Raw genomic sequence first — 15,018 nt, forward strand, 5'->3', positions numbered from 1 at the left:
CAGTTGCAGGAAGGTGACCGAAGTGGCTATTTATGTGGATGTGATGTTTCTAAGAGAGCTGCTCGTGGATGGTGCAATTCTATTAACTACCGCGTGGGTCCGTCATTTGAAACCTAGGCCGTGGCGGGTGTTAACAGCTTCTGCTGTCGGAGCTTGTTATGTCGTTTTGATGCTTTTTCCGCAATTATCTTTTTTATTTACGTTAATTGTGAAGGTCGGCATGTCGTTTTTTATGGTATGGATCGCTTTTGGCTTCTCCTCCTTGCAAAATTTTTTGAGAAATGTTGCGGCGTTTTATGCGGTTAATTTTGTTGCTGCTGGTGCGGTGCTTGGGATTTATTATCTGTTTATGCAAGGGTCTGGTGAGGTTTGGAGGACGATTACATTCGTAAACGGCAGCATGCATGTAGAGCTCAAGATGGGATTGTTTTATTTAATTGCTGCGTTTTGCATCGGTCTGTATATATACCGTACTGTATTAACGCAAAAAAGAGAACGGGAGCTGGTGCAAACACATTTAGCAGAGGTGAAAATTACGATTGGAGATCGGACTCAAACCTGTGTTGGTCTAATCGATACTGGCAATCAGCTATATGATCCGCTCACAAGGACACCTGTTATGGTGATGGAAGCTTCCTTATGGCAAGAAGATTTGCCCGAATCGTGGTTGAATAGCATACGAGATGCACAAGTGGATCGTCTCGTGGCGGGAATGGATCAACAGCCCTATTTTATATGGCAAGACAGGCTTCGTCTCGTACCATTCAGAGGTGTCAACCGGGGATCACAGTTCATGCTGGCGATAAAACCCGACGCGGTTGAGATAACTAGGGAAGGACAAGTTTTTGAAACGCGAAAGGTGCTTATCGGGCTTGACGGCGGAAAGCTAACGTCTGATGGAGCATATCGAGCCATTATCCATCCGTCTATGGTACAACAATAAAACCGTATGCTTATACAAACGAGGAGGGATGGGCCAGATGCTCGTCAAGTACAAATTAATCCTTCAGTTATATTATTATCGGATCATGTTTTTATTCGGATTAAAAAGTGAAGAAATTTATTACATTGGTGGAAGTGAAGCGCTTCCGCCGCCCTTAACACGCGAAGAGGAAGAATATTTGCTGGAAAAGCTTCCTTCGGGCGACACAGCTATTCGGGCAATGCTAATTGAACGAAACTTAAGGCTTGTCGTATATATTGCCCGCAAGTTTGAAAATACCGGCATTCATATTGAAGATCTCGTATCGATAGGCGCGATTGGTCTGATTAAAGCGGTGAACACATTTGATCCAGAAAAGAAAATCAAGCTTGCGACCTATGCCTCGCGTTGTATCGAAAATGAAATATTGATGTATCTGCGCCGGAATAGCAAGACGCGTACAGAGGTATCGTTTGACGAGCCGCTCAATATCGATTGGGATGGGAATGAGCTGCTTCTCTCAGATGTTCTCGGTACGGAAAATGATACGATATACAGAAACATTGAGGAGCAGGTTGACCGCAAGCTGCTTCATAAGGCGCTTGATAAGCTTTCTGAGCGGGAGCGGATCATTATGGAGCTTCGCTTCGGACTTGCAGATGGCGAAGAGAAAACACAAAAGGATGTTGCTGACTTATTGGGTATTTCTCAGTCCTACATTTCACGGCTGGAGAAGCGGATTATAAAAAGACTTCGAAAAGAATTTAATAAAATGGTTTAAAGGCCGCGTCCTGCTTGCAGTTGTCGAATGATGTCGCAATAGGAATAAAAAGACCTTCTCAGGAGATAATGTACAGTAATGTTTCTCCTTGGGAGGTAATCACGTTGACCCGAAATAAAGTCGAGATCTGTGGAGTGGATACCGCGAAACTGCCTGTCCTAAATAATGTCGAGATGAGAGAATTGTTTACGGCATTGCAAACCCGCAACGAGTGGGCAGCAAGAGAGAAATTAGTAAACGGCAACCTGCGGCTAGTACTGAGCGTAATTCAAAGGTTTAACAATAGGGGAGAGTTTGTGGACGACCTATTTCAGGTCGGCTGCATCGGACTTATGAAGGCGATAGATAATTTTGACCTTAGCCAAAATGTCAAATTTTCCACCTATGCCGTTCCGATGATCATCGGAGAGATACGCCGTTATTTGCGTGACAACAATCCAATTCGAGTGTCTCGCAGCTTAAGGGACATCGCCTATAAGGCGCTTCAGGTTAGGGATAGCCTGACGAACAGAAATTCGCGAGAGCCAACTATTTTTGAAATTTCAGAAGCGCTAAACGTTCCAAAGGAAGATGTTGTTTTTGCATTAGATGCGATTCAAGATCCGGTTTCTTTATTTGAACCGATCTACCATGACGGTGGAGATCCGATTTACGTTATGGATCAGATTAGCGATGAACGCAATAAGGATGTATCGTGGATTGAGGAAATTGCACTTCGAGAAGCGATGCATAAGCTCAATGATAGAGAAAAAATGATTTTGTCGATGCGCTTTTTTGAAGGCAAGACGCAAATGGAAGTAGCCGATGAAATTGGCATCTCTCAGGCACAAGTATCTAGGCTTGAAAAATCAGCTATTCAGCAAATGCAAAAACATGTGAAATCGTAAAGAAGCGGTGCCGCGAGGCACCGCTTTTTTTGTTGTTTAGGAAGCTATGGATTCTCCGAACCTGTTGATAACGATGCTGCGGCAGCAGTCGGAGAGCGGCTAACGAAAGCTAACGGAAGCCAGAGACGTTAAAGTTCGATTTTTGGTTAGCGTCATATTTTAACGGAAGTGGGAGACGCTATTCCGCAGAAATGAAGCGAGATCGTGCATGTAGGGTACAAATAGAGGCCTGTGCTTCCGTTAGAATCTTGAAATGAAAAATAAAGGCGATTTAGCGTCTGTGGTTTCCGTTAGAAGTGTGAGCTGACGCGTCTGCGATTTCCAATAATCTCTTTTTTGAATGGAAGGACATTTTGGGCTAATTGCTCATATAGTTATAGGAGAGATACATGGACGATTACTCTAAATGAAACGTGGTGAGGGCAATGAAAATATCTGATTTTCAGACGAAGGATGTTATTAATATTGTTGATGGAAAAAAGCTTGGTCAAATATCAGATTTGGAGCTGGATTTAAGACAGGGTCGCATCGATTCGATTGTTGTTCCCCAATACACTAAGTTTATGGGGATATTTGGCGGGGGAGGCACGGAGGTTGTGATCCCGTGGCGCAATATTGTGAAAATAGGTGCAGATGTCGTACTGGTGCGAATGGATGATACAAAGCAGCTCCGTTCCGAAGAGGAGGATTTGCACGTTCGCTCATAACACTGTACACTGTTTTTATGTTAATTAGACAGAAACGTATTGCAATGTGAAAGGTTGCTGCGCAAACCTAAAGCTAATGCTTACGAAGCAGGTTTGCACAGCAAACCTAAAGCTAATGCTTACGAAGCAGGTTTGCACAGCAAACCTTAAGCCTACGCTTACGAAGCAGGTTTGCACAGCAAACCTTTGAATAGAGGTGAAAGCCAAATGGAAGCATTTGAACATTTGCAAACAGCGAAGGGGCCTTCGCTGTTTTTGCTGCCTGATTGGATGGCTCGGAACGAGGAGCTTACTGTAGGATTTACTGGCAGGGGTGGAGGAGTAAGCAAAGCTCCATGGTCTTCATTTAATATGGGACTGCATGTAGGCGATCAGGATCATTCGGTTATTGCCAATCGGCGTTTGCTGACGGAAGCCATTGGATGGCCATTCGACGCGTGGACGTGCGCGGAGCAGGTGCACGGCAATGTCGTGCATCAGGTCGTGGAGACTGATAAGGGAAGAGGCAGAGACTCTCTGAGCGATGTAATTAAGGACTGCGACGCCATAATGACAGATGTGCCTGGCGTGCTCTTAGCGTCCTTTTATGCGGATTGTGTGCCGCTCTATTTCTATGATCCTGTGCATAATGCCGTAGCGCTTGCCCACGCAGGGTGGAAGGGCACGGTGCAGCAAATTGCTAAAGTTACTGTTGAAGCGATGGGAGATGCGTATGGATCGGCTCCAAATACGCTGCTAGCTGCAATTGGACCATCGATCAGCGGCTGCTGTTATGAGGTTGATGGCGTAGTGATTGATCAGGTGCAGCAGCTCACTGAGAGGCTTGGACTTGAAGGAGAAGTAACTGACCATATGCTCAAACGGTCCGAGAATGGGAAAGCGAACTTGTACTTGAAAGAAATAAACCGACAGATTATGATAAAAGCAGGAATTTTGCCGATCCATATCGAATTAACACAGTGGTGCACTGGATGCAGACGGGATTTATTTTTTTCCCATCGCAAAGAAGGTGGCTTAACCGGCCGAATGGCCAGTTGGATCGGTATTCGGGAGAGGTGAAATATGTCATCTACATTTGAGAATCGCGTCGAGCTCGTTGAAGAGCGTATTAAACAAGCCTGCGAGCGTTCTGGACGCAGCAGGGATGAAGTTCACATTATTGCAGTTACCAAATATGTTTCGTTGAATACGACCAAGACAGCTCTTGAGCTGGGCTATCGTCATCTTGGCGAGAATCGCTGGCAGGATGCTCAGGTGAAATGGGAAGCGATTACCGAGGAATGTGACGTGAAGCTGAGCGAGCATCCGATTTGGCATTTCATCGGCTCATTGCAGACCAATAAGGTGAAAGACGTCATTGGGAAGTTTACATACATGCATTCATTGGACAGGCTGTCGTTAGCCGAAGCTATTGATAAGAAGGCATCACAGCTTGGCATTATCGTTCCTTGCTTTATTCAGGTTAATGTCTCAGGAGAAAACTCAAAGCAAGGTCTTGAACCAGAAGAGCTGCTTCCATTTGTAAATCAGCTTGAGCGATTCCATTCCATTAAGCCCATTGGTTTAATGACGATGGCGCCGTACGAAGCTGAGCCGGAGCAAACAAGACCAGTGTTTAGAGCACTTCGTGAATTGCGTGATGAAGTTCAGCAGAGCTCGAAGCATGCAAGCACGATCACTCATTTATCCATGGGCATGTCGAATGATTTTGAAGTTGCGATTGAAGAAGGAGCGACATGGATTCGCCTGGGTACGATATTAGTAGGGAAAGAGGAGGAATAAGGATGAGCGTCATGAACCGATTTATGAGCTTTCTCGGTCTCCAGGATGAGGAAGAGATAGTGGAGAGAGAACGTGTTGTACAGCCGGAAGAACAAGAAGCTGAAACCTCTCCGTTCGAAGCACGTAAAACTACAAAGAGTAACAATGTCGTCAGCATACACTCGCAGAAAAATGTACGAGTTGTGCTTAGTGAGCCCCGTTCATATGATGAAGCGCAAGAAATAGCGGATCATCTTCGCTCGCGCCGTGCCGTCATTGTTAATCTACAGCGCGTTCGGAGCGATCTCGCCGTGCGCATTGTTGATTTCCTAAGCGGTACAGTGTACGCTTTAAACGGAAGCATCTCTAAGCTTGGCCCTAATATTTTTCTATGCACGCCGGATTCAGTTGAAATTCAAGGTGCTATAACGGAAATGCTGGCGGAGGAGAACGACTACAACAAAATGAGGTGACCTTGAGTTGTTTAATAGTGTGGGAAATGTAATAGATACACTACAAAGTATCTACAGCTTTATGATTATTGGTTATGTGCTGCTGTCGTGGTTGCCTAATGCTCGTGAAAGCTTTATTGGCGTATTTTTGGGCAAAATGGTAGAGCCTTATCTCGGGATTTTCCGGAGATTTATTCCTCCTATTGGGGGTATGCTGGATCTGTCGCCGATCATTGCACTGTTCGCTTTGCGTTTCGTAGCTAGCGGTTTGACTGCAGTAATCGAATTTTTGATACCTTAAATCAATTTTTGATTAATAAAGGAATGTGTTTTTATGAAAGAAGGCATATACGATCATTTTCATCCCGACGAGAAACCTTTTGTCGCTCGGGCAGAGGAATGGATAGAGCGGTCCGCACAGCAGCATGAGCTGAAGCGGACCGATTTTTTAGACCCGAGACAAGCGCAAATATTGATGGCTTTGGCTAATCGGAATCCAGATGTCACTGTTCGTCTAGATGGCGGCTATGATCAAGCGGAGCGCAGGCGAGTTATTATTGGTCCGGACTATCGAAGCCTTGATGATGAGGCAATGGGAATTTGTGTGCTTGTCGTAAATGGACCAGGACAGGCTCAGCTTGAGCTTGATCACGGTGACTTTTTGGGTGCGCTGCTCGGACTGGGCATTAAGCGCGACCGAATTGGCGACATCCATGTTCATGAGCATTTTTGTCATATTGTCGTTATGGATGAAATTGCTGATTACTTGAATATTCAGCTTAGACAGGTTCACCGTATTAATGTGCTGACAGACGTCGTTTCATTGGCTGAACTCAAAATAGTCGTTCCAAAGCTTGAAGAGATGAACCTATCGGTTGCTTCCATGCGATTGGATGGAATTGCGAGCGACGTTTATCGGATCAGCAGGTCTAAGATTGTGGACCCGATTCGAGCAGGCAGATGCAGAGTGAATTGGAAATCCGAGGAGGACCCTTCCAAGCAGCTCCGCGGGGGAGATGTGGTGTCGTTCAAGGGGCTTGGCCGTTTTAAAGTGCTGGAGATGGATGGAGTGACAAAAAAGGGCAGAATTCGTGTCAAAATAGGCAAGTTTATTTGAACGAATGCAGGAATTTAACTGCGCTTGTCGAAATTGTTCACAACAAACAGTATAAATCGGTTCCCAGAATTACAAATACCATGAGGAGGTGCCCCAATGCCACTATCGCCATTGGACATACATAACAAAGAGTTTGGCCGGAGATTACGCGGCTATGACGAGGATGAGGTAAACGAATTTCTCGATCAGGTTATTAAAGATTACGAATCGCTCATTCGTGAAAATAAAGAGATGCAGAATCAAGTGCTTGGGCTGCAAGAAAGATTGAATCATTTTACGAATATAGAAGAAACACTTAGCAAAACAATCATCGTCGCACAGGAAGCGGCTGACGAGGTGAGAAGCAATGCGAAGAAGGAAGCGCAGCTGATCATCAAGGAGTCAGAGAAAAATGCTGATCGAATTATTAATGATTCACTAGCGAAATCACGCAGGGTTTCTCTTGAGGTGGAAGAGCTTAAGAAGCAAGCCTCAGTATACCGTGCTCGTTTCCGTACACTAGTTGAAGCACAGCTTGAGCTGCTTACTGTTGATGGTTGGGATACACTGGAGCCGCAGGCTTCAAGACATTCCGAGCATGAGCTTACAAGAGGTTAAGGTTTGATAAATAGGCGAATTGCCATTTGACATTTAGCCTGCTGTTAAGCTATAACTAGAATATTGAATTGATGATCTAAACTTCGTTGAAGAGAACAAGTACACTTTAAGTTCACTCCTCAGAGAGCCGGCGGCAGCTGAAAGTCCGGTGTGTGAGCTATTGCGGAATATCCTCTCTGAGAAGCGGCGCCGAACCTGCGAGAGCAGCAGTAAGTGTTGACGGCTGTCCCCCGTTACAGGGAACGCGAACGTAGAGTTCGCGACTAAGGTGCCGCATGAAGCACAGCTCGCTTGAGCTGCTTGCCTTCAGCTTAAGTCCAGAAATTTGGGCAGAAGCAGATGCGGAACAAGGGTGGTAACGCGACTAAGCCTCGTCCCTTCTCATAGGGATGAGGCTTTATTTTTGTTTTTTTAAACATAGGAGGCTGAAATCATGCAACGCGTAGATGTTAAGGAGCGTGCACGCAGTCGTGAACTGCGTGTGCTGGAGCAATGGAAAACAGAGGATACCTTTAAACAATCGATTACTAATCGGGAAGGCAAGCCAAACTTTGTGTTTTATGAAGGGCCTCCGACTGCAAACGGCGCTCCGCATATCGGTCACGTGCTTGGTCGTGTAATCAAAGATTTTATTTGTCGTTACAAGACGATGGCAGGCTACCGGGTTATTCGTAAAGCGGGCTGGGATACACATGGACTTCCCGTTGAGCTTGGCGTTGAGAAGCAGCTGGGTATTTCCGGCAAGCAGGAGATCGAGGAGTACGGTGTAGAAAAGTTTGTGAAAAAATGTAAAGCCAGCGTATTTGAATACGAGAAGCAGTGGCGCGAGCTTACAGAAGCTATTGCTTACTGGACTGATTTAGACAATCCGTATATCACACTAAAAAATGAATATATCGAAAGTGTTTGGCATATTTTATCAACGATTCATGGTAAAGGCTTGTTATACCGCGGTCACCGCGTAAGTCCTTATTGCCCGGATTGTCAAACGACACTGAGTTCACATGAGGTAGCGCAGGGCTATGAGGATGTTAAGGATTTAAGTGCAACAGCGAAATTCAAGCTTGCTGAGTCGGGTGAATTCATTCTGGCTTGGACGACAACGCCTTGGACGCTGCCAGCAAACGTAGCGTTAGCAGTTAATCCAGAGCTAGATTACATTCGGGCAGCTAAGAACGGCGAAGTTTATATCGTTGCTCAAAACTTAGCGGAGAGTGTTCTGAAGGAAGAATATGAAATTTTGTCTGTTGTTAAAGGTGCTGAGCTAGTAGGCCTTAGCTATGAGCCGCCATTTAATTATATGGCCATCGATAAAGGACATATTGTCATTGCTGGCGATTTCGTCAGTGACACCAGCGGTACAGGTATCGTTCATATTGCTCCTGCACACGGTGAGGATGACTATCGGGTTTCACGGGAGAATGGCATCAGCATGCTGAGTGTTGTTGATTTGGCAGGACGGTATGTAGCAGAAGTAACAGACTTTGCAGGTCGTTTCGTTAAAGACAGCGAGCTCGACATCGACATCGTGAAAAACTTAAGCGAACGCGGTTTGCTTTATTCCAAAGAGCGCTATGAGCATAGCTATCCGTTCTGCTGGCGCTGCAAAACACCATTGATTTATTATGCAATGGAGAGCTGGTTTATTAAGACGACTGCAGTTAAGGATCAACTCATCGCCAACAATAATGGTGTGGACTGGTACCCAGGACATATTCGCGAGGGTCGCTTTGGCAAGTTTTTAGAGGATCTGGTGGATTGGAATATTAGCCGCAACCGCTACTGGGGTACGCCTCTGAATGTGTGGGTCTGTGATGTGACAGGCAAGGAGTATTCACCAAGCAGCATTGCTGATTTGCGTGCGATGGCTATCGGTGATGTGCCGGAGGATATTGAGCTTCATAAGCCATACGTGGATGATATTAAGCTGAGATCACCATTTGCTGAGGGAGCGGAAATGACTCGCACGCCAGAAGTTATTGATGTTTGGTTCGACAGCGGATCAATGCCGTTCGCGCAGCAGCATCAGCCTTTTGAGAACGATCAACAATTTGCTGAACAATATCCGGCTGACATCATTTGTGAAGGTATTGACCAAACGCGGGGCTGGTTCTACAGTCTGCTTGCGGTTTCAACGCTTTACAATGGCAAGGCACCTTATAAAGCCGTTATCTCGACAGGTCATATTTTGGATGAAAATGGACAAAAAATGTCCAAATCGAAGGGGAATGTTATCGATCCTTGGGAAATCATCAATGAGTACGGAACCGATGCATTCCGCTGGGCTCTTCTTGCAGATAGCGCGCCTTGGAACAGCAAACGCTTCTCACGCGGTATTGTTGGCGAAGCCAAATCAAAGGTTATCGATACGATTGTAAATACGCATGCGTTTTTCGCGTTGTATGCATCCATCGACGGTTATCAATATGCTGAGCATGAAGAAACGACGTCGAGCAACAAGCTTGATCGCTGGATCATCTCGCGCTTGAACAGCCTAATCAAAACGGTAAACAAAGGACTGGAAGTAAATGACTTCCTGAACCCAGCCAAATCGATCGAGCTATTTGTTGATGAGCTTAGCAATTGGTATATTCGCCGTTCACGTGATCGTTTCTGGGGAAGCGGACTGTCGGCAGAGAAGCTTGCTGCATACCAGACGCTGCGGAGCGTATTGCTTACACTCTCCCGTGTCATTGCACCTTATGCGCCATTGCTCGCGGAGGATGTTTACGGAAACCTCGGCGGAGCTGGAAGCGTCCATTTGGCGGATTACCCTAAAGCGGATGAAGCTGCAATCGATGAAACATTAGAGCAGGATATGGAAAGCGCGAAGCAAATCGTAGAGCTCGCACGCAATGTGCGCAATGAAACAGGGATAAAAACGCGCCAGCCTCTATCGGAGCTGATCGTTTCTCTGGATCGCGACTTTGATGTGGCAGGCTACGAGGAGATCGTGAAGGACGAGATTAATGTAAAAGCGATCATCGTCCAAAACTCAGACAGCGGCTTTGTTGATTTTACGCTGAAGCTGAATTTGAAGGTTGCCGGCAAAAAATATGGCAAAAACGTAGGTGCTATTCAAGCTCAGCTGAAGGGCTTGGACGCTGAACAAACGCGCAGCATCGTTAATGGCAACAGCTTCGCTTTCACAAGTGCAGAGGGCGAGCAGCTTGCGATTTCAGTGGATGAGCTGTTAGTGGAGAAGCAGGCGAAGTCAGGTTTTGCTTCTGCATCTGGCAATGGTGTTACTGTAGCGTTGAATACAGATATTACACCTGAGCTAGAGCAAGAAGGCTTAGTCCGTGAAGTTATTCGTGCCGTTCAAGATACGCGCAAAAAGCTTGATTTGCCAATTGAAAAGCGTATTGATCTTGTGCTTGATGTGGATAGCGAGCTTAAAGCTGCGCTTGAGGCATTCAAAGAAGTGCTACATGATAATGTGCTTGTACAAACGGTCACATACGAAGTGGTTGCTGAAATGGAAAAAGTAGCAATCGGAAATAAAGAAATAGGGATTTTCATTCGCGGTTAAGGATATAGTATAAAGGAAAATAAGAAGTGAAAACGAGGCTGTCGCCTTCCGGCTGCGCAAGCAAGCGACCGAAAGGTCGCAAGTTCACTGCGGCTGGGGGAGGTTAAGCCTCGTTTTATTGTTTGACAAGGGGGATGCCACGGATGGAAATAAAAAACCCGGAACAGCCGAAAAATTTGAATGAGCTGCAATCCTCGTTAAGCAAGCTTGACAAGCGGCTGCAATCTATTGCAGCCGATATGGAGCGTACACAAATTGCTGAATATGTTGATCTGCTTAATCGTCCAAGATCTTTAATTTGGAGAAACCTACTTGCAGGTACGGCAAGAGGTGTAGGCATTGCGATCGGCTTTACTTTTTTTGCTGCAACGATTTTATACGTGCTGCAAATACTAGGTGCACTCAATCTGCCTATTATTGGCGATTATATTGCTGACATCGTTCGAATTGTACAAATTCAGCTTGAAGGGAAATCCTATTAGTCATCCGTTCTCGTTAGGCTCATCACTTTCGAGAACATGATCTCCTTCTCCACTTTCCATATAATGCTCATATTCTCGGTTGCGAATGACAGAGACGTGACGGCCAGTAATATCTGTTGCAAGAAAGCTTTCGATAGACTCTACAAAGCCGTCATTCTCGAAGGCATCAATGCCAATATGGTCGTAATCGGCCACATCACGATTTTCAGACATGGCGGGAGAATCTGAATTACCAAATTGCTCAACAATTTGCCAAGCATCCTCGCCATCAAAGCCGTTGTAGGAATCGTGCTCATCCATGCTTGTTCGGCCAAATGGAGGATCAAGCACTAATTCCTCAACAGGCCGGTTAGTCGACAATTGCTGGCGGGGAGCATGTTCAATACAATATAAAGTGTCGGGCACAGCATCCAATCGATCCAGAGGAATCGGTTCATGGCAGGCTTCGCAAATACCGTATGAGCCGCTCGAAATGGCATTTAGGGCGGCCTCAATACGTAATAAATGAAGCTCTTCCTGCTCAATTAGCGCAATATCTTTTCCGCGCTCGTAAAGCTCACTTGCTGTATCCGCAGGGTGATTGTCATTTGTAGAAAGCTCACCGGTATTATCGCGAAGGGAATGAGCAAGACCGTAATGATCATCGTCAGCGAGACGATGCTCGATTTCACGCTGTTCGTTCATTAACCTGCTTTGCAGCAATTGTAATTGACCTTGTGATAGGGTTGTCATTTCGATCACACTCCTTAGCAGACAAACATAATTGCTGTATTAGCTTATCCGAAAGTCAGCTTTTCAGTATGGGCTTCAATGGAAGCAAGTAGTTTATTTATGGGCGCTGGCTCTCTTTTGGCTCCGTATGCTACAATTGATGGGATTGAAACGTTGCTTCACAAAAAAATAGGAGTGATCAGATGCGTTTTTATTATTACTGGCTAGCGGTTTTGGTATTTATCCTTGATTTTGTTACAAAAAGATTAATTGAGTCAAAATTAGAGATCATGGAACAAATTAGCGTTATCGGTAATTTTTTTCTTATTACTTCGCATCGAAATCGAGGTGCTGCATTTGGCATTTTGCAGGAGCAACGATTTTTTTTCATCATCATTACGATCGTAATAGTCGCAGGTATTATTTGGTACATACAGGTAATGCGGAAGACTGCTAACCCGGCGTTGTTAATCGGACTCGGAATGGTGCTTGGAGGAGCGATTGGAAACTTTTTGGACCGCGCGCGCTTTGGAGAGGTTGTCGATTTTCTGCAGTTTAATTTTGGCAGCTATCAATTTCCAATTTTCAATATTGCGGACTCAGGAATCGTCTGCGGTGTAATACTCATTCTTATCGACACCTTAATGTCAGCAAAAGATGAAAAAAAACGTATGCAAGATGGAGAGGACAAGGATCAAAACAATCATGAGCAGCAACCTGTATAATGAAGAGCCGTTGGAGTGGATTGCGGAAGAGGAGCAGTCAGGAGAACGGGTAGATAAGTTTGTAACAGACCTAATTGATAATCAAGGTGTATCCAGAACACAAGTACAAGAATGGATTAAGGCAGGTGCCGTTCAAGTAGATGGCAAGATTGCCAAAGCAAATGTGAAGATTGTTCCAGGGAATCGTGTTGTTTTACAAATTCCGGAGCCTGAGGAAGCGGCAATTGTGCCGGAAAATATTCCACTGGAAATTATTTATGAGGATTCAGATTTGATAGTGGTCAATAAAAAACGCGGCATGGTCGTTCATCCTGCCCCAGGCCATTCCTCGGGGACGCTTGTGAACGCTCTAATGTATCATTGCAAGGATTTATCCGGTATCAATGGCATGATTCGTCCGGGCATTGTTCACCGTATAGACAAAGATACTACAGGCTTGCTGATGGCAGCGAAAAATGATCTTGCACATATCTCTTTGGCTGAGCAGTTGAAGGAGCATACGGTCACTCGAAAATATATTGCTCTCGTTCATGGCAATTTACCGCATGATCAAGGAACTATAGATGCGCCGATCGGACGTGACTTGAACGACCGCAAGCTGTTTACAGTGACAGAACGCAACAGCAGAAATGCAGTTACACATTTTCATGTGTTGGAGAGGTTAGGCGATTATACCGTTGTTGAGCTGCAGCTTGAGACAGGGCGCACTCATCAAATTCGTGTGCATATGAAGTATATCGGTCATCCGCTTGCTGGAGATCCGGTTTATGGACGCAACAAAACAGTAGCGCTTAAGGGACAAGCTCTGCATGCTACACGGCTTGGCTTTACGCATCCGCGGAGCGGCGAGCGGCTGGAATTTGAGATGCCTTTGCCTGCTGATTTTGAGTATGTTTTAAGCAATTTGCGATCCAGATAGTTTGATCGTCCAATAGTGCAAACATTTCACCACATTCTTCATTATTTCAAGCTGGGAAGTAAGTTATTCTAAGCAATAACGACAGAACTCAATGAGAAAATAAGGACAGGTGACATGAAATGACATCGATAAATCAAAACTACTTGGAACTGCAAGGCAGCTACTTGTTTTCTGAAATTGCTAAGCGCCGCAATAAATTTATTGAAGAGAACCCGACTGCTGAAATTATTAGTCTGGGCATTGGCGATGTTACTCGCGGCTTGCCGGATGTCGTTCTAAATGCGATGCATAGCGCGGTAAACGAGCTTGCAGAGCCGGGCTCGTTCCGAGGCTATGGCCCAGAGCAAGGATATGACTTCTTAATTAACGCGATCATCGAGAATGACTATAAAGCACGGGGCATTGACATTGCAACGAATGAAGTTTTCGTTAGTGACGGTTCGAAATGCGACGTCGGCAATATTCAAGAAATTTTTAGCCAAAACAGCATCGTTGCCGTTCAAGATCCTGTATATCCGGTATATGTAGATACGAATGTAATGGCTGGTCGCTCAGGCAAATACAACCAAGAGACAAAGCGTTACGACAATATCAGCTATCTGGAGTGCACGGCTGAAAATGACTTCAAGCCAAGCTTGCCGGATCGCAAGGTAGACATCATTTACTTGTGCTATCCGAACAACCCGACAGGGATGACGCTTACGAAGGCAGAGCTTAAAGTTTGGGTTGATTATGCGAAGGCAAACAACTGCATTATTCTTTATGACTCCGCGTATGAAGCCTTTATTCAAGAAGAGGATGTTCCGCATAGCATTTATGAAATCGAAGGCGCACGTGAGGTAGCCATTGAATTCCGCAGCTTCTCTAAAACAGCTGGCTTTACCGGCGTTCGCTGCGCGTATACAGTCGTTCCGCGTGAAATTAAGGGTCTTGATGCTTTCGGCAATGAGGTTTTGATCAATGATCTGTGGAATCGCCGTCATACAACAAAGTTCAATGGTGTATCCTATGTGACTCAACGCGGTGCTGCTGCTATTTATTCGGCAGAGGGCAAAGAACAAATCAAATCGTTGGTTGAGTACTACATGACCAATGCAGCGATTATCCGTGATGGACTGGCGTCACTGGGGCTTGAAGTGTTTGGGGGAGTGAACGCTCCTTACATCTGGCTGAAAACACCGAAGGGCATGGATTCTTGGTCCTTCTTCGATAAGCTGCTTACAGAAGCGAACATCGTTGGAACACCTGGCGTAGGCTTCGGTCAAAGCGGTCAAGGCTATTTCCGGCTGACAGCATTCGGCAGCAAAGAAAATACAGAAAAAGCAGTTGAAAGAATTCGTAAATTAACTCTGTAATAAAAATGAGTGATCAGCGCTGCCTAGGTATAGCTAATTAGAATTAGTTCACACTAAGTTCAAGCGGAAA

Annotated in this window: 16 protein-coding genes and 1 other annotated feature; of the genes, 15 read left to right on the forward strand and 1 reads right to left on the reverse strand. The window is 45.3% G+C overall.

Annotated features, from left to right (window positions below; all coding sequences use genetic code 11):
- Positions 1-22: 22 nt before the first annotated feature.
- The 12 genes from spoIIGA to MHI37_RS13185 all read left to right on the forward strand — a co-directional run bounded on the left by spoIIGA (position 23) and on the right by MHI37_RS13185 (position 11,238).
- The gene (spoIIGA, locus tag MHI37_RS13130) at positions 23-943 is read left to right on the forward strand and encodes a sigma-E processing peptidase SpoIIGA (protein WP_076339228.1); all 921 of its coding nucleotides are present in this window, start codon (positions 23-25) and stop codon (positions 941-943) included.
- A 37-nt stretch (positions 944-980) separates the two neighbouring features.
- A complete protein-coding gene (sigE, locus tag MHI37_RS13135) occupies positions 981-1,703 on the forward strand; it encodes an RNA polymerase sporulation sigma factor SigE (protein ID WP_076339227.1) in 723 nt (240 codons plus the stop codon).
- Between the two features lie 104 nt (positions 1,704-1,807).
- Positions 1,808-2,590: an RNA polymerase sporulation sigma factor SigG gene (gene sigG / locus MHI37_RS13140; RefSeq protein WP_076339226.1), complete on the forward strand. Its 783-nt coding sequence runs from the start codon at positions 1,808-1,810 to the stop codon at positions 2,588-2,590.
- 425 nt (positions 2,591-3,015) lie between these two features.
- Positions 3,016-3,297 carry a YlmC/YmxH family sporulation protein gene (locus MHI37_RS13145; protein ID WP_076339225.1) on the forward strand — a complete coding sequence of 94 codons (282 nt, stop codon included), beginning with the start codon at positions 3,016-3,018 and terminating at the stop codon, positions 3,295-3,297.
- 207 nt (positions 3,298-3,504) lie between these two features.
- Complete coding sequence (pgeF, locus tag MHI37_RS13150; protein WP_076339224.1) at positions 3,505-4,356, forward strand: peptidoglycan editing factor PgeF; 852 nt, start codon at positions 3,505-3,507, stop codon at positions 4,354-4,356.
- A gap of 3 nt (positions 4,357-4,359) precedes the next feature.
- Positions 4,360-5,079: a YggS family pyridoxal phosphate-dependent enzyme gene (locus MHI37_RS13155; protein WP_076339223.1), complete on the forward strand. Its 720-nt coding sequence runs from the start codon at positions 4,360-4,362 to the stop codon at positions 5,077-5,079.
- A gap of 2 nt (positions 5,080-5,081) precedes the next feature.
- Positions 5,082-5,531: a cell division protein SepF gene (gene sepF, locus MHI37_RS13160; protein ID WP_076339222.1), complete on the forward strand. Its 450-nt coding sequence runs from the start codon at positions 5,082-5,084 to the stop codon at positions 5,529-5,531.
- A 7-nt stretch (positions 5,532-5,538) separates the two neighbouring features.
- Positions 5,539-5,811: a YggT family protein gene (locus MHI37_RS13165; protein ID WP_256710677.1), complete on the forward strand. Its 273-nt coding sequence runs from the start codon at positions 5,539-5,541 to the stop codon at positions 5,809-5,811.
- Between the two features lie 33 nt (positions 5,812-5,844).
- Positions 5,845-6,627 carry a YlmH/Sll1252 family protein gene (locus MHI37_RS13170; RefSeq protein ID WP_076339221.1) on the forward strand — a complete coding sequence of 261 codons (783 nt, stop codon included), beginning with the start codon at positions 5,845-5,847 and terminating at the stop codon, positions 6,625-6,627.
- 96 nt (positions 6,628-6,723) lie between these two features.
- On the forward strand, positions 6,724-7,224 hold the full coding sequence (locus tag MHI37_RS13175; RefSeq protein ID WP_076339220.1) for a DivIVA domain-containing protein: 501 nt from the start codon (positions 6,724-6,726) through the stop codon (positions 7,222-7,224).
- A 77-nt stretch (positions 7,225-7,301) separates the two neighbouring features.
- Positions 7,302-7,606, forward strand: a binding site (T-box leader).
- Positions 7,607-7,657: 51 nt separating this feature from the next.
- On the forward strand, positions 7,658-10,756 hold the full coding sequence (ileS, locus tag MHI37_RS13180) for an isoleucine--tRNA ligase (protein WP_076339219.1): 3,099 nt from the start codon (positions 7,658-7,660) through the stop codon (positions 10,754-10,756).
- 143 nt (positions 10,757-10,899) lie between these two features.
- Entirely contained in the window at positions 10,900-11,238 is a 339-nt protein-coding gene (locus tag MHI37_RS13185) for a DUF5665 domain-containing protein (protein WP_076339218.1), read from the forward strand.
- Here the strand turns inward: MHI37_RS13185 and MHI37_RS13190 are convergent, their stop codons facing one another.
- A complete protein-coding gene (locus MHI37_RS13190) occupies positions 11,239-11,970 on the reverse strand; it encodes a TraR/DksA C4-type zinc finger protein (RefSeq protein WP_076339217.1) in 732 nt (243 codons plus the stop codon).
- Positions 11,971-12,152: 182 nt separating this feature from the next.
- Between MHI37_RS13190 and lspA the strand changes: the two genes are divergently transcribed.
- The 3 genes from lspA (at position 12,153) to MHI37_RS13205 (ending at position 14,948) form a co-directional block, all read left to right on the forward strand.
- Complete coding sequence (gene lspA, locus MHI37_RS13195; RefSeq protein WP_076339216.1) at positions 12,153-12,674, forward strand: signal peptidase II; 522 nt, start codon at positions 12,153-12,155, stop codon at positions 12,672-12,674.
- Positions 12,655-13,593, forward strand: coding sequence for an RluA family pseudouridine synthase (locus MHI37_RS13200; RefSeq protein WP_083676504.1), 939 nt, complete (start codon positions 12,655-12,657; stop codon positions 13,591-13,593). The genes lspA and MHI37_RS13200 overlap by 20 nt, the downstream gene beginning before the upstream one ends.
- A 119-nt stretch (positions 13,594-13,712) precedes the next feature.
- Positions 13,713-14,948, forward strand: a complete 1,236-nt coding sequence (locus tag MHI37_RS13205) for an LL-diaminopimelate aminotransferase (protein ID WP_076339214.1) — start codon at positions 13,713-13,715, stop codon at positions 14,946-14,948.
- The last annotated feature ends 70 nt before the right edge of the window (positions 14,949-15,018 follow it).

Origin of the sequence: Paenibacillus sp. FSL H8-0548, from assembly GCF_038630985.1 — a bacterium.
GTDB lineage: Bacteria > Bacillota > Bacilli > Paenibacillales > Paenibacillaceae > Pristimantibacillus.